Consider the following 24,780-nt stretch of genomic DNA (forward strand, 5'->3'; position numbering starts at 1 on the left):
CTTTTGCCGTCCGCGGACGTCCCTCCCCGGACAGTCGGAAGCTCGCGCGTGCTCGCTTCCAACGCCGTAAAGAAACGCTGTGACCGCGCCGTGTCGTGCCGCGGATCGCGATGGCTCGCAGGGGTCGCCCGCCCTGCCACCCCGTCACGCGCCGGCGCTGCCGCGTCCATCGCATCCCGGCCTACGTATCGTGACGATCGCGAAACGCCCCTTTGACGGGCCGGGATGGAATGCGGTTTAGCCGAAACGGAGAATTCGGTCAATCAGAATATTTTACAACCCCGTCCCTTGACCTGCATGTAGCGTGTTTTGCCCGTCGGGCAACGCGAGGGATTGGGGGCGGAGGGCCGCAACTGCCTGGACGCCGAGCTGCGGCTCGATAGGGGTTGAGCTCAGGCACTGTAAGCGGACATGAAAGACGACGGCCGCGCAGGTCTCCCTGGGGCCAGCAGCACACGTTCATGGGCGTATCGCATGCCGGGACATATTCCGCCGGAACGGCCGCACGAACATGGCGGCGAAGGCAAGAGCGACCAGCCGCCCCGGTGTCGCCGAGCTCGGCTGCGTCGAGACCACCAGCGGACTTGCAGCGACGACCGCCGTCAGGCCTTTCGACGCCTGGATCGTCAGCGCAGCCACCGACACGCCCGCGATCACATCCACGAAGTAATGCCCTCCGACCAGCGGGGTCGCGACGAGCATTCCCCCATTCAGCACCAGCAGGGCGGGACGCAGCCACCAAATGCTCCATAAGCTCCAGATGCTGAGAAGCGCCGTGGCAGCGTGAAAGCTCGGGAAAGTGAGGATGCCGCCGAGCTTCACGATGTTGAGAGCTCGCAACGTGCCATCGCGCAGCATAGGTATGTCGCTCGCCTGTCCTCCATATCCGTTCGCCTTGAACAGCTCGGTGTCGGAGGGCAGTCCGAACTCGAAATAGGTGCCGATCGCCGGAAGCAGGGAGGAGACGACAATCACCACGCACAACGCCAATGTCGACGCCATCACGAACTGCTGCAGACGGATATATTGACCCATCAACCCCAGTACGACCGGAACGCAGAAGGCCGGCACGAGGATCATTGCGTAGAAGAACTTGGCGTACAGCAGCAATTCCGGATGGGCCATCGCAAAATGGAAATATGCAGGCCAGTCCAGGCCGAGCAATCGGTCAAGCTCGGCAAATCTGGCGTCCTGCAGCGGCATCGCGGCGCCCAAGCCGATATACGACAGCGGCGCCGCACAGATCGTGACAAAACCCATCTGCGCAAATGCGAGCATAGTGAACGCCGGCCGCTCGCCCCAGCCCCACCGCATGAGCCACAACCCGGCAACCGCCAGCGCCGGCGCTGTGACGACCTCCGTCGTCATCAAGCCTTCCAGCGTGAAGGTTGTTACGGCAAGCCCGACGCAGAGCGCCAGCGCCCATCCAACCACAAGACTCCAGTTGACCAGTTGCAACCTGTTCGCGATCCGTCGTTCCGTGTGACCGACCAAGCGCAGCTGTTCCTTGACAACACAATTGCTCTCGCAAAAGGCGGCGCACTGAACATTCCAATTCCCATGCCGGCCCACGTGCAATTTCGCGCAATGCTCCCAGAAGTTTAGCGCCCACACCGTCCGGTTGCATCTCGTGACTAACGCCATCGTTATTATTGGTAAAAATTTTGTTTCCAAGCGTTGCTGGCAGCGTTCCGATAATGGGAATCGGCCTGGCGCAGGACGAGGCGCGGTCTCGGCGCTAGGGTCAAACGGAGTTGAGATACTGTTGAGGTGTCTGCTCAGGGGTCATCAGCCGACGACTCCGCAAGCTATGCCGGCTTCCCCTCTACGGGCGGAGGCGGACATTGACGGATCCCCACCTCACGCCGGCACGATCACCTTGCCGATCGGCCACAGCGCGATGCCGGCGAGTTTCAAATGGGCCCAGGCGAAGGGGATGCCGATGATGGTGATCGCGAGCGCCAGCCGGTCAATAAGTGGCCGAGCGCCAGCCACCAGCCGGCGAGCACGAACCAGATGTTGCCGATCAGCGCGTAGGATGGGTGGAGCCCTTGCGAAACCCATCATGCCTCGTCAACGGTCGGGTTGATGGGTTTCGCTCTCGCTCTACCATCCTACGAGGCTCAATCTGTTCGCCGTCTCAATGGCCCTTGGTACAGCCGAATTTTGCAATCTTGGTACTGGTTTCATGACCAAGCGTAACGCATCTAACTCCTAACACCACGACCGAAGCGATCCCGATCGGCAGTTTCAGTGGGAGCCCCGGTCAATAGATCGCGGACACTTCCACACTGTCTGGCAGTTTGTGGATAGCCGTCGCGCTCACGCTGACTGCAATCGTTGCATCAGGAGACAATGACTGAGGAGATGATCCAATGAAGGCGATCGTTGTAACGGAACAGGCCGCGGGAACGGCGGGGATGAAGCTGGTGGACCGGCCCGAGCCGCAGGCTGCGATAAACGACGTCGTGGTTCAGGTTCATGCGTCGGGATTTGTCCCGACTGAGCTGACGTGGCCTTCGACCTGGACTGATCGCCTCGATCGCGACCGAACACCGTCGATCCCTGGACACGAGCTGGCCGGAGTGGTCACTGCTCTTGGCTATGGAACGACAGGGCTGGTGTTAGGACAGCGGGTGTTCGGCCTGGCGGACTGGTATCGCGACGGCACGCTGGCCGAGTATGTGGCAATCGAGGCGCGCAATCTTGCGCCGCTGCCGGGCGACGTCGACTTCACAGTGGGGGCGAGCCTGCCGATCTCGGGGCTGACCGCATGGCAAGGGCTGTTCCAGCATGGCCGTCTCAAATCGGGGCAGAGCATCCTGGCACACGGCGCGGCCGGCGCAGTCGGGTCGATGGTGACGCAACTCGCACGAGAGGCCGGCGCCTACGTCATCGGCACCGGACGCGCCGCCGACCGTCAGACGGTGCTCGACTTCGGCGCAAACGAGTTCGTCGACCTCGACAAGGACTCGCTGCAAGACGTCGGCAAGGTCGATCTGGTGTTGGATGTCATCGGCGGTGACATACAGAAGCGGTCGGTAGAACGCATTCGAGCCGGAGGAACACTGGTGACCATCGTCGGGCCGGCCGAGGCGCGGCCCTCCGATGGATTGGCGGTCGACTTCGTCGTCGAGTCGGATCGCGCCCAACTCAGTGAGATCGTCCAGCGGGTGCGGGATGGACGACTGCGGACGAACATCGGCAAGGTCTCGACCTTCGACGATGCGGTCGCCGCCTTAAATCCGACCGGGCGACGCAAGGGAAATACGATCATTCGCGTTCGTCCCTGACGGGAGCATGCTCATTGATGTCCGCAGCGCGTAGGATGGGGTGCACTTGCGAAACCCATCCTACGAGCCACGAGTTGGGCCTCACGCCGGCACGATCACCTTGCCGATCGGCCAGAGCGCGATGCCTGCGAGCTTGAGATGGGCCCAGGCGAAGGGGATGCCGATGATGGTGATCGCGAGCGCCAGTGCCGTCAATAAGTGGCCGAGCGCCAGCCACCAGCCGGCGAGCACGAACCAGATGATATTGCCGATCACGCCGAGCGGGCCCGTACCGATATCCTCGACACCGGTGACGTCGTAGCGGTTGACCGCCCGCGAACCGAACGGCAGCAGCGTGTAGACGGCGATGTTGAACGCCGCCCGCGCCCAGGGCAGGCCGATGATGGTGATCGCCATGATGACCGCGGCGATCACCCAGCCGAACGCCATCCAGGCGCCGCCGAAGAGGATCCAGAGGATGTTGAGCAGCATGGAAACGGGGGTCATGGGATGATCCGGGGGTGGATGATCCCGTGCATATAGGCATGAAATCTGTCTCTGCTAAGACGGCCCCGATTTCCGCTCCCCTCCAAGCTCATAATCCGTGACGCCGGCTGCGTTCGGCGCGCAGCGATGTGCCGACAAACCCAACATCCTCGATCCCGCGCGAGATCTCCTTTGAGCAGAGCCAAAGCGTCAGCGCGGCGGCGCCGATCGCGGCCAGCCCCGAGATGACAACAGGACTAGGGCAGAATGTGGCGAGTAAGTTGTCGAGCGGAACGGAGCCGGTGGGCCGGTGCGGGCTGCAAGACGATGCCAGGGCCCAACCGGACAGCATCACGGCGGCCGCGTTCACACCGGCCAAAATCGCCACGACGATCGCAAGGCCCTTCCTGACGGAGAGTGCGAGATCAATCGTCTTCACGACAGCGCAATACGCGGCCACGGCGACGAGAGCCGGGACCCATCCAGAACCCCCGGCTGCGATCGCCTGGGCCTGACCGCTCCAGGCCCACAGCGCAACGACGCACCCGAGCAGTGTCAGATTGACCTTCACGGCTTCGGGAAATTTGCAGCGAAGCACCCACACATTCGCTTTCTCGATCAGGTCCAGCACTGCGCAGGCGATCAGCCCGGCCGCAAAACCACCGAGATGCACGCCCCAGTCGATCCGCGAATTGCCGAGCGCAAACGCGACGTTCAATCCGATATTGATCGCGAAGAAGTCGATCCTGACGTCGAGCTTGCCGAGGATCCACAGGCAGAGCAGCGCTCCGAGGATGCCCGAGGTGGCGCCGGACGCGCCGACCGTCAAATAGGGCGTGGAATGGATACCGTTGCCGATGACGGCACCGAACACCATCGCGCAGAGATAGATGAGGAGGAAATAGGCCGGCCCGACCCGCCGCTCGAGATGGGCGCCCCACAGCACCAGGCACAACATGTTCATGGTGAGGTGGATGAAATTGACGTGCAAGAAGCCATAGGCGACGAGGCGCCAATATTCGTGCCGCGCGATCGCGGTCGCATACATGCCGCCGTAGCGATACAGCAACTCCGCCGGCGCCGCCGGACCACCCGCCTGGATGAAGCAGAAACCCGACGCGAGGACCGTCACCGTCATCAGCGTATAGACGGCGGCATGGGGGACTTCGAAAAAGCCAGGACTGGCACGGTATGAGGGCATGGACGATCGCAGGGGATTGGCGTGGGAATGCCAATCTAGCCGAGCCGCTCGATGATTGCTACTCCAACGCGTACCAGACGGCCCCGGCTACCGCCCCTCGAATTTCGGCTCGCGCTTTTCCATGAAGGCATTCATGCCCTCGGCCATGTCCTGGGTTTTGAACAGCGGCAGGAGCTGGAGATAGACGTGGTGGACATGGTCGTGGAAATTCTCGTTGAGGCCCATCCGCATCATGCGCTTGGAGGCCTGCACCGCGAGCGGCGCGTTGGCGGCGATCTCGCGGGCGACCGCCGTGGCGCGGCTCATCAACTCGGCACCCGGCACGACCTCGTTGGCGAGGCCCCATTCCAGGCACTCGCGCGCGCCGAGCGTGCGGCCGGTGAAGATGAGCTCTGAAGCCTTGGCCCAGCCGAGCATGCGCGGCAATAGCCAGGTGCCGCCGGATTCCGGCACCACGCCGCGCTTGACGAAGGCGGCGGCGAGCTTGGCGGATTCCGCCATGATGCGGATGTCGCAGCCGAGCGCGGTGTCCATGCCGTAGCCGGCGGCGCCGCCGTTGACGGCGCAGATGGTCGGCTTGTCCATCGCCTGCAGCACCGTCGGCGGCGTGTTGCGCAGGTTGATCGTGGTCGGCGAGGACGCCGCGCTGAGGCCGTTGCCGTCACGCTCCTTGCGCAAGTCGAGGCCGGCGCAGAACGCCCTGCCCTTGCCGGTGAGGATCACGACGCGGACGTCCTTGTCCTCGTTGGCTTCGGTCAGGAGCCGCGCCAGATCGTTGAGCATCGGGCCGGAGATCGTGTTCATGCGCTCCGGCGCGTTCAGCGTGATGGTCGCGATGTGATCGGCGACTTCGTAGAGGACTTCGTTCGCGGCATCGGTCATGACAAATGTTTCCTCGTCCCTGATCTCGTAGGGTGGGCAAAGGCGCGCCTGCGCCGTGCCCACGATCTGCCAACGTATTCTGATCGAGATGGTGGGCACGCTCCGCTTTGCCCACCCTACGGGTCCTCGTCGAATTGTCAGATCTTCCGCCCCGCCTGCTCCCAATAGGGATCGCGCAGGCGGCGCTTGAAGATCTTGCCGGAATCCTCGCGCGGCAGGCCGGTGCGGATCTCGATGTGCTTGGGCACCTTGTAGTCGGCAAGATGCGCCTTCAGCGCGGCGCGAACACCTGCAGCATCCAGCGTGACGCCGGCTTGCGGCTCCACCACCGCCATCAGCGCCTCGCCGAACTCGGCATCGGGGATGCCGAACACGGCGCAATCATGCACGCCTGATACGGCGTGCAGCACGGACTCGATCTCGGCCGGGTAGATGTTGACGCCGCCCGAGATCACCATGTCGCGCTTGCGGTCGCAGATGAAGACGTAGCCGTCCGCGTCGATATAGCCGACGTCGCCCGAGGTGATGAAGCCGTCGCGGTCGATCTCGGCGCGCTTCTCCGGCTTGTTGTGGTAGGTGAAATCGGCGAGATCGGTCATGCGCGAATAGATCTCGCCGATCTCGCCGACGCCGAGCACGCTTCCGTCCTCACCAAGGAAGCGCAGCTCGGCGCCGGGCGAGATTTTGCCGACGGTACCGGGCTTCTTCAGCGCGTCCTCGGAGGTCGCGAACGTCACCGCGCTGGATTCGGTCGAGCCGTAGAATTCGTAGATCACCGGCCCCCACCATTCGATCATGGCGCGCTTGACGTCGGCCGGACAGGGCGCGGCGGCATGGATGACGTGGCGCAGCGAAGAGACGTCGTACTTCCTGCGCACCGCCTCCGGCAGCTTCATCAGCCGGATGAACATGGTCGGCACCATGAAGATCGTGTCGATTTCAAATCGCTCGATCAGTTCGAGGAATTCTTCAGCCTCGAAGCGCGGCATCAGCACCAGCGCGCCGCCGAGCTTTCCGGCGCGGATGCCGAACGAGTTCGGCGCCGAATGATAGAGCGGACCCGGCAGGATCGCGCGGGCGCCGGGCTTAAGCCCGTAGATCATCGCGCGCATGCGCTCGCCGGCGGTCTGCTGCTCCGGCGTCGGCGCGTTGCGCCGCACGCCCTTGGGATGGCCTGTGGTGCCCGAGGTGTAGATCATGTTCATGGGCTGCGGCACCACGGGGCCGTCATAGGGCTGGAATTGCGCGAGCCAGGCTTCGAAATCGATGGCGAAGTCCGGCGTCTTCAGATGATCGGGATCGATCTTGTAGCTGGACAGGATCTCCGGCGGCGTCGGCACGCTGAGCACGGTGACGCCCTCAGGGATCGCATCGCGCAAGGCGTGCAGCATGTCGGCATGTCCGATCAGGACGGACGTGCCGGTGTCATCAAGGATGTAGGTGATCTCCTCCGGCTTGAAGTGCCAGTTGATCGGAACGCCATAGGCCCCGAGCCGCATCGCGGCGTAGGCAGCCTCCAGGAAGGCGATGTCGTTGCGCATCAGCATGCAGACGCAATCGCCTTGGCGAACGCCGATCTTGGCGAGGCCTGAGGCGATGCGGTCGGCGCGGTTGGCGACCTCAGTGTGGGTTCGGCGGCGCTCGCCGGAGACGATGCCGAGGAATTGGGGCGTTTCGCTCATTGTTGTTTTCCGATCTTTCGTCGGGTTGAAGGGCATCGAACCAACCACGATCGTCATTCCGGGGCGCGCCTCTTGGCGCGAGCCCGGAATCCATACTCCCGATCGTGGTTATGGATTCCGGGCTCGATGCTTCGCATCGCCCCGGAATGACAGAAAGCTAATCCGCATACTTCGCCGCGCGCTTCTCCAGATTGGAGCGCACCGCCTCGGTCTGGTTCGCGGTGCCGATCAGCTTCTGCTGCTCGACCGACTCCGCCAGCAGCGCCGGACCCGGATCGACCGAGAGATTGTTCAGCAGTCGTTTTGCCGCGCGGATCGCATCGGGGCTCTTGCCGGCGATCTCGCGTGCGGTCTCCAGCGCCGCGGCGCGCGGGTCGTCGCAGATGCGCGTGGCGAGGCCGTAGGTCATCGCCTCCTGCGCGGAGAAGATGCGCCCCGTATAGGTGAGATCGCGCAGGATGTCGTCGCGCACGAGGCTCGCAAGGATCGGCGTGCCCGCCATGTCAGGCACGAGGCCCCATTTGATCTCCATGATCGACATCCGCGCATCCGCCGAGAGGAAGCGCATGTCGGCGCCGAGCGAGAGCTGGAAGCCGCCGCCGAAGGCGACGCCGTGCACGGCCGCGATCACGGGAACCGGAAGCTGGCGCCAGCCCCACACCGCCTGTTGCGGGAAGTTCGCCTGGCCGTGCGTGCGCTTGGTGAGATCGCGATTTTCGCCACCCGGAATTCCGTTGCCGCCCTTCTCCTTCATGGCGGCAAAACGCCCCATGTCGAGACCGGCGCAGAAGGCGCGGCCTTCGCCTGAGAGCACGACGACGCGCACGCTCTTGTCCTTCGAAAGCCGGTCCGTTGCGGCGACAAGCGCCTCGAACATGGCCTGATCCAGCGCATTCATCTTGTCCGCGCGCACCAGGCGCACGTCGGCGACGCCTTCCGAGATCGAGATCGAGACGCGCTCTTCCATGGATGAATTCTCCCTTAGTTCTTGCCTGTTCTTGTTCAGTGCCGCTTTACAGGACGCTGGCGGCCGGATTTAGTCAATCGACCAATTAACTGACAATCCGTACGGGAGAAACAGCCATGTTCAAGGAAAATCTTCTCGCTGGACGGCGCATTCTCGTGACCGGCGGCGGCACAGGTCTCGGCAAGGCGATGGCAGCGCGCTTCCTCCAGCTCGGCGCCGAGGTGCACATTTGCGGCCGGCGCAAGATCGTGTGCGACGAGACCGCAACCGAGCTGATGGATCTGTATGGCGGCCGCGTCACCAGCCACGGCGTCGACATCCGCAACGCGCTCGCGGTCGAGGAGATGGTGGAGACCATCTTCCGCGACGCGCCGCTGACCGACCTCATCAACAACGCCGCCGGCAATTTCATCTCGCGCAGCGAGGACCTGTCGCCGCGCGGCTTCGATGCCGTCGCCAACATCGTCATGCACGGCACGTTCTACGTGACGCAGGCGATCGGCAAGCGCTGGATCGCCTTGAAGCAGCCCGGCAACGTGGTGTCAATCACCACGACCTGGGTGCGTAACGGCTCGCCCTACGTCGTGCCGTCGGCGATGAGCAAGTCGGCGATCCATGCCATGACGATGTCGCTCGCGGCCGAATGGGGCCGCTACGGCATCCGCCTCAACACCATCGCGCCCGGCGAAATCCCGACCGAAGGCATGAGCAAGCGCATCAAGCCCGGCGACGAGGCCGGCGCGCGCACCAAGGCGATGAACCCGATGGGCCGCGTCGGCACCATGGAGGAACTGCAGAACGTCGCCGTGTTCCTGATCTCCGGCGGCTGCGACTGGATCAATGGCGAGACCATCGCCATGGACGGCGCGCAGGCGCTGGCGATGGGCGGCAATTTCTACCAGCTCCGCGACTGGAGCGACGACGACTGGAAAACCGCGCGCGAGAGCATCATGGCGCAGAACGAGAAGGACCGGGCGAAGCGGGGGTGATGTCGCGTTGCAACGGCGTGGGGGTGTAAGGGGCTGACGCTCTACCCTCACCCTCAACTGTCGTCCCCGCGAGGCGGGGACCCATAACCACAGGGAGAGGTGCGAGGCGAGGCTGGTCACTCCGAGTCTTCGCCAAATCCTTGCTGCGGCGTATGGGTCCCGGATCTGCGCGCGCTTATGGCGCGCTTGTCCGGGACGACAGCGGGGCTCCCACCTTGTCTTCCCCCGCGGATGACGCCACACTCCCGGGCATAAGAACAAGACGCCACGGGAGAAACATGTCCACACAGCCATTGGCAACTCTTGCCGACATGGTGCGCGAACGCGCCAAGAGCCGCGGCAACGCCATCGCCTACGAGTTCGAGGGCCGCCTCACCAGCTTTGCCGAATTCGACGCGAGGACCAACAAGGTCGCCAACGCGCTGATTGCGATGGGCGTGAAGAAGGGTGACCGCATCGCCTATCTCGGCAAGAACAGCGACCTCTATTTCGAGCTGCTGATGGGCGCGATGAAGGCCGGCGTGGTGACGGCGCCGGTGAACTGGCGGCTCGCGGGGCCCGAGGTCGCCTTCATCGTCGAAGATTGCAAAGCCGCGGTGCTGTTCGTCGGGCCGGAGTTCATCACGCAGGTCCGCCAGATCAGGGATCAGCTGCCGGGCGTGCGCACGGTTATCACCACGGAAGGCGGCGCGCCGGAATGGCAGGATTTTGCGGCGTGGCGGGATGCGCAGAGCGGCGACGATCCCGGGGTGCCGATCGACACGAAAGACATCGCGATCCAGCTCTACACGTCCGGCACCACGGGCAAGCCGAAGGGCGCGATGCTGAGCCACGCCAACTTCCTCAACCTCGTGCAATCAGGCAATGCCGAGGACAAGCCGGAGTGGAACCGGTGGTCGACCGACGACGTCTCGCTGGTGGCCATGCCGGTCTTCCACATCGGCGGCTCCGGCTGGGGCGTGATGGGCCTCTATCACGGCGCCCGCGGCGTGATCGCGCGCGAGTTCGATCCGACCAAGGTTTTGGATTTCTTCGAGCTATCAGGCATCACAAAACTGTTCATGGTGCCGGCGGCGATGCAGTTCGTGGTGCGGCAGCCGCGCGCCAGGACGGTGGACTTTTCACGATTGAAATACATGCTCTATGGCGCCTCACCGATACCGGCGGCGCTGCTGAAGGAGTGCATCGAGGTCTTCAAATGCGGCTTCGTGCAGCTGTATGGGATGACCGAAACCACGGGCACCATCGTCGCGCTCCCGCCGGAGGATCATGTCGAGGGGCTGGAGCGGATGCGCTCGGCCGGCAAGGCGCTGCCGGGTATCGAGATCGCAATCCTCGACGTCGACGGCAAGCCGTTGCCGCCACGAGAGGTCGGCGAGATCGCGACGCGCTCGGGCTCCAACATGGCGGGCTACTGGAATTTGCCGGAGGCGACGGCGTCGACGCTGCGCAGCGACGGCTGGCTGCGCACCGGTGATGCCGGCTATATGGACGAGGACGGCTATCTCTACATCCACGACCGCATCAAGGACATGATCATCTCCGGCGGCGAGAACATCTACCCCGCCGAGGTCGAGAGCGCGCTGTGCGATCATCCCGACGTCGCCGAAGCCGCGGTGATCGGCGTGCCCGACGACAAATGGGGCGAGGCGGTGAAAGCGGTTGTCGTGATGAAGCCCGGCAAACAGGCGAGCGCCACCGACATCATCAACTTCACCCGGACGCGCATCGCCGGCTACAAGACGCCGAAGAGCGTGGAGTTCTTTCCGGCGCTGCCGAGGAATCCGAGCGGCAAGATTTTGCGGCGGCAATTGCGGGAGCCGTATTGGGCGGGGAAGGATAGAAGGGTGAATTGATCCCGCTGTCGTCCCGGACAAGCGAAGCGCAGATCCGGGACCCATAGCCCCAGGGAGAAGTTTGGCGACGACTCGGAGTTACCAGTTCGCGACAAACTTCTCCCTGAGGTTATGGGTCCCCGCGTACGCGGGGACGACTCGCGGAGAGAGAACGCGCGATAACAGTCAATGCTTCCCCGGCCCCATATAGCCGAACAGGAATCCCGCGACCTTCCGCATCTGGATCTCCTCGCTGCCTTCGGTGATCCGATAGCGGCGGTGGTGGCGGTAGATGTGCTCGAACGGCTTGTGGCGTGAATAGCCCATGCCGCCGTGGACCTGCATGGCGCGGTCGGCGGATTCGCAGCAGAGGCGGTTTGCCCAGTAATTGCACATCGAGACGCGGTCGGAGAGCGTGCGCTCGATCTGCTCCTCGGTGAGCTGGTCCATCTCCCAGGCGGTCTTGCGGATCAGAAGGCGCAGCATCTCGGCTTGCGTGGCAAGCTCGACCAGCGGGAACTGGATCGCCTGGTTCTCGGCCAGCGCCCGGCCAAACGGTTTTCGCTCGCGCGCATACTTTACACTCTCGTTGATGCAATAGACCGCCGCGCCGAGCGAGCTCGCAGCCTGACGGATGCGGTTCTGGTGGACAAAGCACTGCGCCAGCGACAGGCCGCGGCCGACCTCGCCGAACAGCGCGTCCTCCGGCACGAACACGTCGGTGAAGCTGACGCGCGGATGATCCGTCGGCATGTTGAAGGTCCACATGTACTCCTCGACCTTGACGCCGTGGCTCTTGGCCGGAACCAGGAAGCAGGTGATGCCGCGGGCATCGCCGTCATTGCCGCCAGTGCGCGCAAACAGCGCGCAGTGCGTCGCGACGTGCATGCCTGTGGTCCACATCTTCTCGCCGTTGATGATCCAGCCCTTGACGTTGTCGCGGGTCGCGGGCACCGCGCGCGTCTCCATGTGGGTGGCGTCCGAGCCGTGATGCGGCTCGGTCAGGCCAAAAGTGATGCGGTACTTGCCCTTGATCGAGCCGTCGATCATCGCCTTCTGGTCGTCGCGGCCGTAACGGTCGAGCATGGTCACGACGGGGAAATTGCCGACGATGGAGTGCTCGTTCTGGAGATCGTTGTGCAGGCCGAGACCCTTCGCCGCAAAATGCTCGCGGATCACGGCCATCCAGAGGTTGGAGCCGTCCTTGCCGCCATACTGCCTGGATACCGGAAAGCGGAGATGCCCGGCGGCATCGGCGAGATCCTTGGCCTTGCGCAGCAGCGCCTCCCATTCATGGCGCGGCAGGCCGCCATTCTCGAAATCGGTGCGCGCCCATTCGCGGCGATGATCGAAGAAGCGGATGTTGTCGTCGGCCTCTTCCAGCGGCTTGATCTCGCGTTCGATGAAACGATCGAGCTCTGCGAGATAGGCGACGAGATCGGCAGGCAATGAGAAATCCACAGGTTCTCTCCCGGATTGATTTTATCGTTTTGCGTTAAGGCGCTAGGCGCGTTTCGGCTTCGTGCGATTAAGCTGAGAAGAGCGCGTGCAAGTCAAGCAAAGCGAGGCGTGTGACGCGCGCAAGGCGCATCAGCGCAATTCGATGGTGCTCCAGCGCCGACGCGCGGTAGTATGCGGTCAATATTCCTTGACGAGAAAATGCGGGAGCGCGCGATGGAGCTGAAATTCTCAAGAGTGGAACGCAAGGGGCCGGTCACGATCGTCACACTGTCGCGTCCCGAGGTCTACAACGCGCTGCACACCGACGCGCATTTCGAGCTGCAGAAGGTATTCGACGATTTCTCCGCGGATGCCGAGCAATGGGTCGCGATCGTCACCGGCGCCGGCGACAAGGCGTTCTGCGCCGGCAACGATCTGAAGTGGCAGGCGGCGGGGGGCAAGCGCGGCTGGGACAAGGGCGGCTTTGCCGGCCTCACCGCGCGCTTCGACTGCGACAAGCCTGTTATCGCAGCGGTGAACGGCGTCGCCATGGGCGGCGGCTTCGAGATCGCGCTGGCGTGCGACCTCATCATCGCCTCGGAGAATGCGACCTTCGCCCTGCCCGAGCCGCGCGTCGGCCTTGCCGCGCTCGCCGGCGGCCTGCACCGGCTGCCGCGGCAGATCGGGCTGAAGCGCGCCATGGGCATGATCCTCACCGCGCGCCATGTCAGCGCCAAGGAAGGTTTTGAGCTCGGCTTCGTCAACGAGGTCGTGCCGCAGGGCGAAGCGCTGTCGGGCGCGCTGCGCTGGGCGGACATGATCACCAAGAACTCGCCGATGTCGATCCGCGCGTCCAAGCAGGCGATCCAGAAGGGACTCGGCGTCTCGCTGGAGCAGGCGATCGAGGAACAGCGGGAGTATCCGGCGGTGAAGGCGATGGTGGCCTCGCAGGACTACATCGAAGGCCCGAAGGCGTTCTCGGAGAAGCGGCCGCCGAAATGGGTGGGGAAGTGACCGCGCTTTGCGCGGTCATTCCGGGGCGCGCCGACAGGCGCGAGCCCGGAATCCATCGGGCGGCAGAACGCGCGGATCAATGGATTCCGGGCTCGTCGCTACGCGACGCCCCGGAATGACGGGGCGCCGCCTACCCGCCCCGCCCCAGCTCACGCTTGTACGACGCGTAATTCGGCTGATCGACGGCGAGCTTGTCCATCGTGGTCGCCCACAGGTGCTCGGCAAGGCCCGGCGTTGCGAGGTCGACCTCGCCCTTGGCGATGCGCTCGGCGAGCGCGTGGTTGAGTTCGGTCACCGAGCCGTCGATGCCCAGCAGCGCGCGCAGGCGCGCCACTTCCTCAGCATCACTCCCCTCCTCCCGCGTCAGCTGTCGCGTGACGAGGTCGAGGATGTTGATGGCGACGCGCAGCTTGAAGGCCTGGTGACCGCTGATCAGCGGCGTGATGTCGTTGCGCAAGAAATCGGCGACCGATTTGGTCAGCTCGATCGGGGTCGGTTCGTCCTGCATGCGTCAGCTCCCGCGCGGCGCCAAGAGCCGCAACAGATCGATTTCGGTCTCGCTCGCGCGGCGGCCGATCATGGCACGTTCCATGGAATGGTCAGGTCCCTCGCGAAAGCGCTGCATCATGCCGCCGCACATGATGCCCCAGCGCAGCGTGCCCATCACTTCCCAGAATTTGACACGCACCGGATCGACCTTGCGGCCGGCAGCCTGGTAGCCCGCAAACAGCTCCTCGCGTGTGCCAAAACCGCCGACGGGCTTGTCGATCTCGCCGAAGCGCCAGGAGTTGACGCAGACCCAGCCGAGATCCTCCATGGGATCGCCGAGATGGGCGAGCTCCCAGTCGAGCACGGCGCGCACGCCATCGCGGCCGATGATGAGATTGCCGTTGCGGAAATCGCCGTGCACCAGCGTGGTTTCGGTCGACGGGCCGGGATCGTGGTCGCGCAGCCAGCGCAGCGCCAGCTCGAACACGGGCTTCGGCCAGTTCAGGCTGTGATAGTCGCGCTCGAACTCGGAAATCTCCTGGGTCGCCGACCTGCTGCGCAGCTCGGGCAGCCTGTCCTTTGGCAGTCGATGCAGGCCTGCGAGAATGCCGCCGATCTGCCGCGCCAGATGCGGCCGCGCGGCCGCATATTCGTCATCGCGAAGAATCTTGCGCGCGATGGTCTCGCCCTCGATCCGCTGCATGATGAAGCCGGTGCCGAGATCATCTTCCGGCACGAGCACATGCATTACCCGCGGCGACGGCACGCCGGCCTCATAAGCGAGCTGCATCAGCTGCGCCTCAGCCGCAAGGCCCGCCGCGCGCGTCGGCGCTGCGCCATACCCCTTCGGCGAGCGGCGCAGGATTGCGCCGATCACGCCATCGGGATGCGTGATGTCGAAGCGCCAGGTTTCCTGGCTGGCACCGCCCGACAGTTTGGCCGCAGAGGTCGCGCCGGTCGCGCCGTTGCACCAGCGTTGGACGCTGCGCGAAAGCTCAGTCTCGATCATTTGCCTTTGAACTGCGCGGGACGCTTCTCCAGGAACGCGCCCACGCCCTCGCGGAAATCCTGGGTGTCGCCGGCGCGGAGCTGGCACTGGAATTCGAGGTTGAGCTGATCCTCGAAGGAATTTTCGGGGCTGTCCCAATAGAGCTTGCGGATCAGCGACAGCGCCACCGTCGGGCCGCTGGCGAGATCGCGCGCGAGCTTCATCGCCTCCTCCATCAGCACACCGTCGTCATAGACGCGGTTGACGAGGCCCCATTCCAGCGCCTTCTCGGCCGGCAGCCGCTCGCCCATCAGCGACAATTCGATCGAGCGCGCCCGGCCGACGAGGCGCGGCAACAGCCAGGTCGAGCCGCAATCCGGCACGAGACCGATGCGGCGGAAAGCCTGCAGGAAGTACGAGGACCGCGCGCACAAAATCATGTCGCCGAGCAGCGCGAAGCTCATGCCGGCGCCCGCCGCCGGACCGTTGACCGCGGTGACGATCGGGCAATGCAGATTGCGAATGCGGCGCAGGAAGGGGTGAAAGCCGGTCTCCAGCGTCAGGCCGGCCTTGGTCTTCTTCGACTGGTTGTTGCGCCCTTGCAGATTGGCGCCGGTACAGAAGGCGCGGCCCGCGCCGGTCAGCACCACGCAGCGCACCTCATCCTTCTTCTCCTCGATCGCATCGAGCGCCTCGGCAAGACCGCCCAGCATATCCACGGAGACCGCGTTCATCACCTCCTGATGGTCGAGCCTGAGGACCGCGACCGAGCCATCGAAATCGAGCGTGACGTGTTTGAACTGCATGGTTTCCTCGTGAGTTGCGGCCTGCGTCAGTTTCGCAGACCGGAATTCGTTTTGTCGGGGCGCATATTTGATTTTTGGCGCGGTCTTGTCCATGGTGATCAGAGCATAGCAAGCAATCTTGCGCGCAGCGGCTGATGCGCCGCATCCCAAGATGTCTCGCCCAAAAACAGGAAACGCGGCATGAACCTTTTCGACCTCTCCGGCCGCGTCGCCGTGATCACCGGCGGTAATGGCGGTATCGGCCTCGGCATCGCGCAGGCGCTCGCCGGCCAGGGCTGCAATGTCTCGATCTGGGGCCGCAATGCCGACAAGAACAAGGCTGCGGCCGCGAGCATGGCGGGGCTATCAGGCAAGGTCGATGCCCGCGTCTGCGACGTCACCGATCCGGCCTCGGTCAACGCCGCGATGAAGGCGACGCTCGACATTTTCGGCCGGGTCGACGGCTGCTTCGCCAATGCCGGCATCGGCGGCGGCGGCCGGCGCTCCTTCATCGAGCGCACCGAGGACGAATGGCGCAGGATGTTTGCGACCAATCTCGACGGCGTGTTTCACGCGTTCCAGGCCGCGGCGAGACACATGACCGATCGCGCCAATGCCGGCGATCCCTTCGGCCGGCTGGTCGCGACCTCGAGCCTCGCCTCGATCTTCGGCACCGCGCGCAACGAGCATTATGCGGCAACCAAGGCCGCGATCAACGCGCTGGTGCGCGCGCTCGGCGTCGAGCTCGCCCGCCACGGCGTCACCGCGAATGCGATCCTGCCGGGCTGGATCAAGAGCGACATGACGTCGGGTCTCATGGCCAACGAAAAATTCGTCGCCAACGTGATGCCGCGGATTCCGGTGCGGCGCTTCGGCGAGGCATCCGATTTCGGCGGCATCGCGGTCTATCTGATGAGCAAGGCGTCGTCGTATCACACGGCCGATACGTTCGTGATCGACGGCGGCTATACGGCGTTCTGAGATTTCGCAGGGTGGGCGAAGGCGCTCTTGCGCCGTGCCCACCGTGAGCATTTTCGAATGTCGTGGTGGGCACGCTGCGCTTTGCCCACCCTACGGCTTCTCGTTTTGTCAGCGCAGAAGGGAATGGGCAAATGTTCTCACACATCATGATCGGCACCAACGACCTCGACAAGGCCAAGTCGTTCTACGACGACCTGCTGAGCACGCTCGAAGTGCGGCCGGCCAGGGTCGACGGCCACCGCATCTTCTACATCACCAAGACCGGCGTGTTCTCGGTGTCGAAGCCGATCAACGGCGAGCCGGCGACTTGCGCGAATGGCGGCACCATCGGCTTTGCCTGCAATTCACCGGAGCAGGTCGACAAATGGCATGCAGCCGGGATCGCGGCGGGCGCAAAATCGATCGAGGATCCGCCCGGCATCCGCCAGGGCCCCGGCGGCAAGCTCTATCTCGCCTATTTGCGCGACCTCGACGGCAACAAGATCTGCGCGATGCATCGGATGCCGAGCTGAGCTACACACTCGGTGTCGTCCCGGCGAAAGCCGGGACCCATAACCACAGGGAGAAATGAGGGCACGAAGCTCTCAACTCCGAGTCATCGCCAAACCACTCCCTGTGGCATCGCGACGAGCGCCAAGCGCTCGCGCGGAGGTCCCGGATCTGCGCTTCGCTTGTCCGGGACGACACCGGCGAGGGAGCGCCGCCCTCCACGCCATTCAAACAACATTTCAAACGACCCAGCGATATTCCATCGCGTGGCATGGCTGCGCGTGAAAAATGCGCGCTCGCACTTTGGCCGCGCTGCGACTATTCTCGTGACCAGAACGATCTCAGCGTCCCCGGGAGGAACAATGACAAAACACACCTATATTCCCCGCACCACCAACTACACCCTCAACCCCGGCGACGAGCTCAACGACCTCCGGATGTCGGACCAGGTCCGGCCGCTCTATGATCACGTCAAGAAGTTCATCCGCGACACCGTCGAACCGATGTCGATCGAGTTCGCCAAGGCGGGCGAAGGCAAGGAGGATCGCTGGAGCTTCACGCCGAAGCAGCTCGAGGTGCTGGAAAAGGCCAAGAACAAGGCCAAGCAGGAGGGCCTCTGGAACTTCTTCCTGCCCGACGATGAGACCGGCCAAGGCCTGAAGAATCTCGATTACGCCTATATCGCCTCCGAGCTCGGCAAGAGCCCGCTGGCGTCCGAGAGCATGAACTGCTCGGCGCCCGACACCGGCAACATGGAGGTGCTGGAGCGCGTCGGCACCAAGGAGCAGAAGGAGAAGTGGCTGAAGCCGCTGCTCAACGGCGAGATTCGCTCGGCCTATGTCATGACCGAGCCGAACGTCGCCTCCTCCGATGCAAAGAACATCTCGACGACTGCAAAGCTCGTCGGCGACGAATGGGTCATCAACGGCGAGAAGTATTACATTTCCGGCGTGGGCGATCCCCGCTGCAAGATCCTGATCGTGATGGTGAAGACCAATCCGGACGCGGCGCCGAGCAAGCAGCAGTCGCAGATCCTGGTGCCGCGCGACACGCCCGGCGTCGAGGTGCTCGGCCCGATGTACGTGTTCGGGCAGGACCACGCCCCGCGCGGCCACATGCACATGCGCTTCAACAATGTGCGCGTGCCCAAGGAGAACATGCTGCTCGGCGAAGGCCGCGGCTTCGAGATCTCGCAGCTCCGCCTCGGCCCCGGCCGCATCCATCACTGCATGCGCACCATCGGCAAGGCCGAGAAGGCGCTGGATCTGATGGTGCAGCGTGGCCTCACCCGCGAAGCCTTCGGCAAGAAGATCGCCCATCTCGGCGGCAACATGCAGATCATCGCCCAGGCGCGCTGCGAGATCGAGGCGATGCGGCTGATGGTGCTGAAGGCGGCCAAGGCGATGGACGTGCTCGGCAACAAGGAGGCCCGCGTCTGGGTCTCCATGGTCAAGGCCATGGTGCCGGAGCGCGCCTGCAAGATCATCGACCAGGCGATCCAGATGCACGGCGCTACCGGCATCTCGCACTGGACCCCGCTCGCCGAGATGTATCAGGACGTCCGCCATCTGCGCTTTGCGGATGGCCCGGACGAGGTGCACTGGATGGTTGTGGGACGCCACGAGCTGAGCATGGCGTGATCAGATGCCGTAGGGTGGGCAAAGGCGCTTCGCGCGCCGTGCCCACCATCTCTCTGTTGCAAGAAGTGCGTGGGCACGCTTTCGCTTTGCCCACCCTTGTATTAGCGCGCCGGATTAGAATGGCCTCGTTCCGTGAGGAATGGCCCAGCCCGGGTGGCCGCCCGGGCTGGGCCGCCGATCGATCGGATCGATGCCCACCGAAGCCTTGAGGGCTGCGTTTTGTAGCAAGATCGCGGTCGGCACTTCATCGGGACCCGCATGGTTGAACGAACTTCAGGTTCGCATCACAAGGGAGGGTCGAGGAAGATGGCCAAACGTAACACGATCTGTGCTGGAATCGATACCAGCAAAGATAAGCTCGACGTGGCGCTCGATGGCAGTTCGGAGGAACTGCAGGTCAAGAACACGGCGGAAGGCCACCAGGAACTGGTGGAGTGGCTGAAGCGCCACAAGGTCAAGCGGGTTGGGATCGAGGCAAGCGGTGGTTACGAGCAGGCGGCGGTCGCCGAACTGCGACGCCAGCGGTTTGTCGTCATCGTGTTTCAGCCGATCCAGGTCCGCGCCTATGCCACGTTCCATTTGCAACGGGCCAAGAACGACAAAATGGATGCCGCATTGATTGCGGCCTGCACCGCCGCGGTCAAGAAGATCCATCCCGCTCCAGACCCCCGGCTGCAGCCTTTTGCCGTGCATCTGACGATGATCGACCAGATCAAGGAGGACATCGCAAAGCTCAAGAATCGGCTGGAGAGCTGCCCTGACGAACGTATCCAGAAGTTCTGGAAGGAGCAGATCGCTCTGTTGGCCAAGCACAGACGAGCCGAGTTCAAGGCCCTGGTGGCAGCGATCCGCAAGCATCGCGATCTCGCCGCACGGCTCGATCTGATCTACAGCGTTGGCGGCAGCGGCTTGCCGACCGCGGTTGCCATCTTGATCAGGATGCCCGAGATCGGTCAGATCACCCGCGAGCAAGCCGCAGCCCTCACCGGGCTTGCGCCGTACGATGACGACAGCGGCAAGCATGTCGGCGCCCGCAGGATTGACGGCGGACGCCAGCGCTTGCGTCAGGCGCTCTACACCGCAGCTCTTCCGGCATCCTTCCGCTGGAATCCGCAGCTCATGGCCCTGTACAGCCGGCTGATCGCCGCCGGCAAGGGCCACAAGCGCGCGCTGGTCGCCTGTGCCAGGAAGCTGATCGTCATCATCAACGCCGTCGTCGCCCGCGGAACACCGTGGGTCGCCGAACCGCCCAGAACCGCGAGTGTGTCCGTCACCTGATCTCGTTTCTTTGTTCGATCAGGCGACCGTTTCTTCGTCCCGACCTGCCGTCAAGACGACGCCGCGCGCCGCGGCCGTCAAGGATGGCCGTCGCGCTCGTCTCACCTCACGTCGACTGCCGCCAGGCCACGCCTTGACGGCCGCAAGCACGGCGTCATGCTCGCGGAAATCGGGCGTGCTTTAATGGTTGCTACGGAAGATCGTAGGGCGGATTAGCGAAGCGTAATCCGCCGACTTTCGCGTGACGAAGATGGCGGATTACGCCTGCGGCTAATCCGCCCTACGCAGTGGACTCGCGGAGAGTGAGCACCGCCTACGTCGCCGCCTCGACCTTGTCCTGCGTCTTCGTCTCGAAATCGCTCGCATCGTGCCGCTCGTGCAGCTGGCTGGCGGGATCGCCCGAGACGCGGTTGACCATGCGGCCGCGCTTCACGGCGGGGCGCTGCGCGATCTGGTCGGTCCAGCGCTGCACGTTCTTGTAGTCCTGCACCGAGAGGAATTCGCCGGCGCCATAGACCAGCCCCTTGGCAAGCGCGCCGTACCAGGGCCACACCGCCATGTCGGCGATCGTATACTCCTTGCCCGCGAGATATTCGTTGTCGGCAAGGCGCCGGTCGAGCACGTCGAGCTGGCGCTTGGTCTCCATCGCGAAACGGTCGATGGCGTATTCGATCTTGGTCGGCGCATAGGCGTAGAAATGGCCAAAACCGCCGCCGAGATAGGGCGCGCTGCCCATCTGCCAGAACAGCCAGGACATCGCCTCGGTGCGGCTCTTGATGTCCTTCGGCAGGAAGGCGCCGAACTTCTCGGCGAGATAAAGCAGGATCGAGCCGGACTCGAACACCCGGATCGGCTCCGGACCGGAGCGGTCCATCAGCGCGGGGATCTTGGAGTTCGGGTTGATGTCGACGAAGCCGCTGCCGAACTGGTCGCCGTTGCCAATTCTGATCAGCCAGGCGTCGTATTCGGCCCCCTTGTGGCCGAGCGCCAGAAGTTCCTCCAGCATCACCGTGACCTTCACCCCGTTCGGCGTCGCCAGCGAATAGAGCTGGAAGGGATGCTTGCCGACCGGCAGCTCCTTGTCGTGGGTGGGACCGGCGATCGGGCGGTTGATGCTGGCGAACTGCCCGCCATTTTCCTTGTTCCAGGTCCAGACCTTGGGCGGCACGTAGGCGGGGGTGTCGGTCATGCGAGGGGCTCCGGCGGAAAGATGCGCCTGCATTAATTAGCCCGCGAATGGCCGATGACAAGCCCTCCGAGTTGCATTGCCGGGCGGGGCGTCTCACCGTTTCGTCATGGCAAGCTTCCTCCCCGTCGTGCCGGGGCCGCAGGGGCGAGCCCGAAAATCCATCGCGCCGCCGGGAATGCTCTGAAAAATGGATTCCGGGTTCTCGCTGGCGCGAGCCCCGGAATGACGGCGTCACCCAGGACGCCGCGGCCTGCGGGTGGAGCGCGACGTCTACACACAAGATGCCTCGCCGAATCCGGCCTGTCATCGTGAGTGACGATCAGCTAGCGTCACCTTGCTTCGCGCACGAAAGCAACGAGAACGCGAAGGCCGCCGGGAGAGAGAGCCATGAAATCGCCGATCTGCGACATGCTGGGCATAGAATTCCCACTGCTGGCCTTCAGCCATTGCCGCGATGTCGTCGCCGCCGTCAGCCGCGCCGGCGGCTTCGGCGTGCTCGGCGCCACCGTGCACACGCCCGATACGCTCGAACGCGAGCTGAAGTGGATCGACGATCACGTCGACGGCAAGCCCTACGGCATCGACGTGCTGATCCCTGAGAACATCTCGACCGCGGGCGAGAAGGACGTCACCTGGAAGAGCCTGGAAGCGCGCGTGCCGCAGGAGCACCGAACCTACACGCGCGAGCTCCTGAAGAAGTACAATATCGAGCTGACGACCACGGAGGTCGCAGCCGATCAGCCGCAGCCGTTCGACGGAAAGACAGCGCTGCAGCTGCTCGAGGTGTCCTTCAATCATCCGATCCGCCTGATCGCCAATGCGCTGGGCGTGCCGCCGAAGGCCATGATCGAGATGGGCAAGAAGCACGGCGTCCCCGTTGCGGCGCTGGTCGGTGCCAAGGAGCACGCGCTGCGTCAGGTCGCGGCCGGCGTCGACATTCTCGTGGTGCAGGGCACCGAGGCCGGCGGCCATTGCGGCGAGGTCTCGACCATGGTGCTGGTGCCCGAGGTGATCAAGGCGATCAAGCCCATCCGCGACGTGCCGGTGCTGGCGGCCGGCGGCATCATGACGGGGCGGCAGATGGCGGCGTGCATGGCGATGGGCGCGGCCGGCGCCTGGACCGGTTCGGTGTGGCTTGCGACGGTCGAAGCCGAGACCACGGAGATCTTTCGCGAGAAGATGATTGCGGCCTCTTCCCGTGATGCAGTCCGCTCGAAAGGCCGCACCGGCAAGCCGGCGCGCCAGCTCCGCTCGGTCTGGACCGATGCCTGGGATCGCGCGCCGGACAGCCCCGGCGCACTGCCGATGCCGTTGCAAAGCGTCATCAGCCGCGACGCCTTCAACTCGATCGACCGCGCGGCGGCGAGCGGTAACGCCAAGGCGCGCGACCTCGTCAGCTATTTCGTCGGCCAGGGCGTCGGGCTGGTCGACAGCGTGAAGTCGGCGGGCGCGGTGGTGCAGGAGTTCAAGGAAGATTTCGCCGAAGCCGTCGAGCACATGAATGCGCTGGTGGCGGAGTAGGTGTAGACCCTCATGGTGAGAAGGCGCGCAAGTGCCGTCTCGAACCATGAGAGCCCGCGGCCCATCCTTCGAGACACCTGCTTCGCAGGCTCCTCAGGATGAGGTCTGAGATGTCTGAGAGAGTGAAGAAGCAAGAACAATGGCGACCGTTTCCCCTGACCGCATCCCCGTCATCGTCGGCATCGGCGAGATCGTTGACCGTCCCAAGGAGATCACCGACGGCCTCGAGCCGCTCGACCTGCTGGAGCAGGCGCTGCGGCGCGCGGAAACAGATGCCGGCGCAAAGCTGCTGGGCGAGGTGCAGTCGCTCGATGTCGTCAACTTCCTGAGCTGGCGCTACCGCGATCCGGAGCAGCTGTTGGCGCAGCGCCTCGGCATCACGCCTTCGCATTGCTATTACGGCCCGGTCGGCGGCGAGAGCCCGATCCGCTACCTCCACGAGGCGGCCAAGCGCATCGCACGCGGCGAATGCACCGTGGCCGCGGTCTGCGGTGCCGAGGCGCAGTCGACTGCAACCAAGGCCGAGCGCACTGGGGCAAAGCTGCCGTGGACGCCGTTCGCCCATGATGTCGAGGAGCCCAAGCGCGGTGCGGCGTTCCAGAAGCCGCTGGCGGTGAAGCTCGGCGTGTTCCGCCCCGTCACGGTCTATCCGTTCTACGAGGCCGCCTCCTCCGCGCATTGGGGCCAGACGCCGCGCGAGGCGATGGCCGAATCAGGCACGCTGTGGTCGCGCTATTCGGAAGCCGCCGCGCAAAATCCCAATGCCTGGCTGAAGCGACGTTATGCGCCGGAGGAGATCACGACGCCGACGGCGGACAACCGGCTGATCGCCTGGCCCTATAACAAGCTGATGGTCGCCAACCCCAGCGTCAACATGGGCGGTGCGCTGCTGGTCACCAGCCTCGCCAAGGCGCGTGCGCTCGGTATCGCGGAGAGCAAGCTGGTCTATCCGCTCGGCGGCGCCTCGGCGGAAGAGCCGCGCGACTATCTCCTGCGCGACCAGTTCTACGAGAGCCATCCGCAGAACGCGGTGCTGAAAGCGGTGATGGACCTTGCCGGCGGCGATGGCAAAAACTTCGACGCCATCGAGCTCTATAGCTGCTTCCCCTGCGTGCCCAAGATGGCGCGGCGGACGCTTGGTCTCGGCGCCGACGTGCAGCCGACCGTGACCGGCGGCCTCACCTTCTTCGGCGCGCCGCTCAACACCTACATGACGCATGCGGCCTGCGCGATGGTGCGGCGTGTGCGTGACGGCGCAAAGCTTGGCCTGCTCTATGGCCAGGGCGGCTTCGTCACCAAGCATCACGCACTGGTGGTGGCGAAGGCGCCGCCGCGCGAGGCGCTGGCGCAGGAGACGAGCGTGCAGACCGAAGCCGACCGCAACAAGCGCGCGGTGCCGGAGTTCATCACGGAGGCCTCGGGCAAGGGCAAGGTCGAGAGCTTTACGGTGCTCTACGGCCGCGGCGGCGATGCCGAGCACGGCGTGGTGATGCTGCGGACGGAAGATGATAGGCGCACGCTGGCGCGGATCCCGGCGAGCGATAGCGCGACGTTGGCGCATCTGCTGAACATGGATCGCACGCCGGTGGGATCGCTCGGGGAGATCGCCATGGCTGCGGACGGCGTGCCGGAGTGGCGCGTGGCGTGATCTC

Annotated in this window: 21 protein-coding genes and 1 pseudogene; 10 read left to right on the forward strand and 12 right to left on the reverse strand. The window is 64.3% G+C overall.

Annotated elements, in window-relative coordinates:
• Window positions 1-459 precede the first annotated feature (459 nt).
• Window positions 460-1,494 carry a phosphatase PAP2 family protein gene (locus tag GDN70_RS27475; protein ID WP_173015878.1) on the reverse strand — a complete coding sequence of 345 codons (1,035 nt, stop codon included), beginning with the start codon at window positions 1,492-1,494 and terminating at the stop codon, window positions 460-462.
• A gap of 366 nt (window positions 1,495-1,860) precedes the next feature.
• A pseudogene (locus tag GDN70_RS27480) lies at window positions 1,861-2,030 on the reverse strand (YccF domain-containing protein); the annotation flags it as partial.
• Between the two features lie 345 nt (window positions 2,031-2,375).
• On the opposite strand from GDN70_RS27480, the gene GDN70_RS27485 reads away from it, so the two are divergent.
• Window positions 2,376-3,293, forward strand: a complete 918-nt coding sequence (locus tag GDN70_RS27485) for an NADP-dependent oxidoreductase (protein ID WP_152103291.1) — start codon at window positions 2,376-2,378, stop codon at window positions 3,291-3,293.
• Between the two features lie 81 nt (window positions 3,294-3,374).
• Here the strand turns inward: GDN70_RS27485 and GDN70_RS27490 are convergent, their stop codons facing one another.
• The 5 genes from GDN70_RS27490 to GDN70_RS27510 form a co-directional block, all read right to left on the reverse strand.
• Window positions 3,375-3,779: a YccF domain-containing protein gene (locus GDN70_RS27490; RefSeq protein ID WP_028135280.1), complete on the reverse strand. Its 405-nt coding sequence runs from the start codon at window positions 3,777-3,779 to the stop codon at window positions 3,375-3,377.
• 88 nt (window positions 3,780-3,867) lie between these two features.
• A complete protein-coding gene (locus GDN70_RS27495) occupies window positions 3,868-4,959 on the reverse strand; it encodes a rhomboid family intramembrane serine protease (RefSeq protein WP_038947750.1) in 1,092 nt (363 codons plus the stop codon).
• A gap of 87 nt (window positions 4,960-5,046) precedes the next feature.
• Entirely contained in the window at window positions 5,047-5,841 is a 795-nt protein-coding gene (locus GDN70_RS27500; RefSeq protein WP_173015879.1) for an enoyl-CoA hydratase/isomerase family protein, read from the reverse strand.
• Between the two features lie 137 nt (window positions 5,842-5,978).
• Window positions 5,979-7,523, reverse strand: a complete 1,545-nt coding sequence (locus tag GDN70_RS27505; RefSeq protein ID WP_038947746.1) for an acyl-CoA synthetase — start codon at window positions 7,521-7,523, stop codon at window positions 5,979-5,981.
• Between the two features lie 157 nt (window positions 7,524-7,680).
• On the reverse strand, window positions 7,681-8,490 hold the full coding sequence (locus GDN70_RS27510) for a crotonase/enoyl-CoA hydratase family protein (RefSeq protein WP_152103293.1): 810 nt from the start codon (window positions 8,488-8,490) through the stop codon (window positions 7,681-7,683).
• 116 nt (window positions 8,491-8,606) lie between these two features.
• On the opposite strand from GDN70_RS27510, the gene GDN70_RS27515 reads away from it, so the two are divergent.
• A complete protein-coding gene (locus tag GDN70_RS27515; RefSeq protein WP_038947744.1) occupies window positions 8,607-9,479 on the forward strand; it encodes an SDR family oxidoreductase in 873 nt (290 codons plus the stop codon).
• A gap of 278 nt (window positions 9,480-9,757) precedes the next feature.
• A complete protein-coding gene (locus GDN70_RS27520) occupies window positions 9,758-11,335 on the forward strand; it encodes a fatty acid--CoA ligase (RefSeq protein ID WP_028143263.1) in 1,578 nt (525 codons plus the stop codon).
• Between the two features lie 165 nt (window positions 11,336-11,500).
• Here GDN70_RS27520 and GDN70_RS27525 read toward each other — a convergent pair whose 3' ends face one another.
• Complete coding sequence (locus GDN70_RS27525) at window positions 11,501-12,775, reverse strand: acyl-CoA dehydrogenase family protein (protein WP_097668798.1); 1,275 nt, start codon at window positions 12,773-12,775, stop codon at window positions 11,501-11,503.
• 213 nt (window positions 12,776-12,988) lie between these two features.
• On the opposite strand from GDN70_RS27525, the gene GDN70_RS27530 reads away from it, so the two are divergent.
• Window positions 12,989-13,768 (forward strand): enoyl-CoA hydratase-related protein, encoded by a 780-nt coding sequence (locus GDN70_RS27530; protein WP_038947741.1) that lies wholly within the window; start codon window positions 12,989-12,991, stop codon window positions 13,766-13,768.
• 130 nt (window positions 13,769-13,898) lie between these two features.
• Here the strand turns inward: GDN70_RS27530 and GDN70_RS27535 are convergent, their stop codons facing one another.
• From GDN70_RS27535 to GDN70_RS27545, 3 genes are read right to left on the reverse strand one after another with little or no spacing between them, the layout of a single operon-like run.
• Window positions 13,899-14,276, reverse strand: coding sequence for a DUF6285 domain-containing protein (locus tag GDN70_RS27535; protein ID WP_028143266.1), 378 nt, complete (start codon window positions 14,274-14,276; stop codon window positions 13,899-13,901).
• A gap of 3 nt (window positions 14,277-14,279) precedes the next feature.
• The gene (locus GDN70_RS27540) at window positions 14,280-15,266 is read right to left on the reverse strand and encodes a phosphotransferase family protein (RefSeq protein ID WP_028143267.1); all 987 of its coding nucleotides are present in this window, start codon (window positions 15,264-15,266) and stop codon (window positions 14,280-14,282) included.
• Window positions 15,263-16,051: an enoyl-CoA hydratase/isomerase gene (locus tag GDN70_RS27545; RefSeq protein ID WP_038947737.1), complete on the reverse strand. Its 789-nt coding sequence runs from the start codon at window positions 16,049-16,051 to the stop codon at window positions 15,263-15,265. The genes GDN70_RS27540 and GDN70_RS27545 overlap by 4 nt, the downstream gene beginning before the upstream one ends.
• 180 nt (window positions 16,052-16,231) lie before the next feature.
• Between GDN70_RS27545 and GDN70_RS27550 the strand changes: the two genes are divergently transcribed.
• The 4 genes from GDN70_RS27550 to GDN70_RS27565 all read left to right on the forward strand — a co-directional run bounded on the left by GDN70_RS27550 (window position 16,232) and on the right by GDN70_RS27565 (window position 20,418).
• A complete protein-coding gene (locus GDN70_RS27550; protein WP_028143268.1) occupies window positions 16,232-17,011 on the forward strand; it encodes an SDR family NAD(P)-dependent oxidoreductase in 780 nt (259 codons plus the stop codon).
• A 131-nt stretch (window positions 17,012-17,142) separates the two neighbouring features.
• Window positions 17,143-17,523 (forward strand): VOC family protein, encoded by a 381-nt coding sequence (locus GDN70_RS27555; protein ID WP_028143269.1) that lies wholly within the window; start codon window positions 17,143-17,145, stop codon window positions 17,521-17,523.
• Between the two features lie 339 nt (window positions 17,524-17,862).
• Window positions 17,863-19,140, forward strand: a complete 1,278-nt coding sequence (locus GDN70_RS27560) for an acyl-CoA dehydrogenase family protein (RefSeq protein WP_028143270.1) — start codon at window positions 17,863-17,865, stop codon at window positions 19,138-19,140.
• 306 nt (window positions 19,141-19,446) lie between these two features.
• Window positions 19,447-20,418, forward strand: coding sequence for an IS110 family transposase (locus GDN70_RS27565; RefSeq protein WP_049801720.1), 972 nt, complete (start codon window positions 19,447-19,449; stop codon window positions 20,416-20,418).
• A gap of 313 nt (window positions 20,419-20,731) precedes the next feature.
• Here the strand turns inward: GDN70_RS27565 and yghU are convergent, their stop codons facing one another.
• Entirely contained in the window at window positions 20,732-21,607 is an 876-nt protein-coding gene (yghU, locus tag GDN70_RS27570) for a glutathione-dependent disulfide-bond oxidoreductase (protein ID WP_028143376.1), read from the reverse strand.
• Between the two features lie 387 nt (window positions 21,608-21,994).
• Here yghU and GDN70_RS27575 point away from each other — a divergent pair, with 387 nt between their 5' ends.
• A complete protein-coding gene (locus tag GDN70_RS27575) occupies window positions 21,995-23,128 on the forward strand; it encodes a nitronate monooxygenase (protein ID WP_028143377.1) in 1,134 nt (377 codons plus the stop codon).
• A 139-nt stretch (window positions 23,129-23,267) separates the two neighbouring features.
• A complete protein-coding gene (locus GDN70_RS27580) occupies window positions 23,268-24,776 on the forward strand; it encodes an acetyl-CoA acetyltransferase (RefSeq protein ID WP_028143378.1) in 1,509 nt (502 codons plus the stop codon).
• Window positions 24,777-24,780: the final 4 nt, after the last annotated feature.

This window comes from Bradyrhizobium sp. TM102 (genome assembly GCF_009176685.1).
GTDB lineage: Bacteria > Pseudomonadota > Alphaproteobacteria > Rhizobiales > Xanthobacteraceae > Bradyrhizobium > Bradyrhizobium ottawaense.

Excerpts from the sequence above, each read along its gene's own strand:
- GDN70_RS27485 (WP_152103291.1), top strand. The coding sequence starts at position 2,376 with ATGAAGGCGATCGTTGTAACGGAACAGGCCGCGGGAACGGCGGGGATG.
- GDN70_RS27490 (WP_028135280.1), bottom strand. The coding sequence starts at position 3,779 with ATGACCCCCGTTTCCATGCTGCTCAACATCCTCTGGATCCTCTTCGGC.
- GDN70_RS27495 (WP_038947750.1), bottom strand. The coding sequence starts at position 4,959 with ATGCCCTCATACCGTGCCAGTCCTGGCTTTTTCGAAGTCCCCCATGCC.
- GDN70_RS27500 (WP_173015879.1), bottom strand. The coding sequence starts at position 5,841 with ATGACCGATGCCGCGAACGAAGTCCTCTACGAAGTCGCCGATCACATC.
- GDN70_RS27505 (WP_038947746.1), bottom strand. The coding sequence starts at position 7,523 with ATGAGCGAAACGCCCCAATTCCTCGGCATCGTCTCCGGCGAGCGCCGC.
- GDN70_RS27510 (WP_152103293.1), bottom strand. The coding sequence starts at position 8,490 with ATGGAAGAGCGCGTCTCGATCTCGATCTCGGAAGGCGTCGCCGACGTG.
- GDN70_RS27515 (WP_038947744.1), top strand. The coding sequence starts at position 8,607 with ATGTTCAAGGAAAATCTTCTCGCTGGACGGCGCATTCTCGTGACCGGC.
- GDN70_RS27520 (WP_028143263.1), top strand. The coding sequence starts at position 9,758 with ATGTCCACACAGCCATTGGCAACTCTTGCCGACATGGTGCGCGAACGC.
- GDN70_RS27530 (WP_038947741.1), top strand. The coding sequence starts at position 12,989 with ATGGAGCTGAAATTCTCAAGAGTGGAACGCAAGGGGCCGGTCACGATC.
- GDN70_RS27535 (WP_028143266.1), bottom strand. The coding sequence starts at position 14,276 with ATGCAGGACGAACCGACCCCGATCGAGCTGACCAAATCGGTCGCCGAT.
- GDN70_RS27540 (WP_028143267.1), bottom strand. The coding sequence starts at position 15,266 with ATGATCGAGACTGAGCTTTCGCGCAGCGTCCAACGCTGGTGCAACGGC.
- GDN70_RS27545 (WP_038947737.1), bottom strand. The coding sequence starts at position 16,051 with ATGCAGTTCAAACACGTCACGCTCGATTTCGATGGCTCGGTCGCGGTC.
- GDN70_RS27550 (WP_028143268.1), top strand. The coding sequence starts at position 16,232 with ATGAACCTTTTCGACCTCTCCGGCCGCGTCGCCGTGATCACCGGCGGT.
- GDN70_RS27555 (WP_028143269.1), top strand. The coding sequence starts at position 17,143 with ATGTTCTCACACATCATGATCGGCACCAACGACCTCGACAAGGCCAAG.
- GDN70_RS27560 (WP_028143270.1), top strand. The coding sequence starts at position 17,863 with ATGACAAAACACACCTATATTCCCCGCACCACCAACTACACCCTCAAC.
- GDN70_RS27565 (WP_049801720.1), top strand. The coding sequence starts at position 19,447 with ATGGCCAAACGTAACACGATCTGTGCTGGAATCGATACCAGCAAAGAT.
- yghU (WP_028143376.1), bottom strand. The coding sequence starts at position 21,607 with ATGACCGACACCCCCGCCTACGTGCCGCCCAAGGTCTGGACCTGGAAC.
- GDN70_RS27575 (WP_028143377.1), top strand. The coding sequence starts at position 21,995 with ATGAAATCGCCGATCTGCGACATGCTGGGCATAGAATTCCCACTGCTG.
- GDN70_RS27580 (WP_028143378.1), top strand. The coding sequence starts at position 23,268 with ATGGCGACCGTTTCCCCTGACCGCATCCCCGTCATCGTCGGCATCGGC.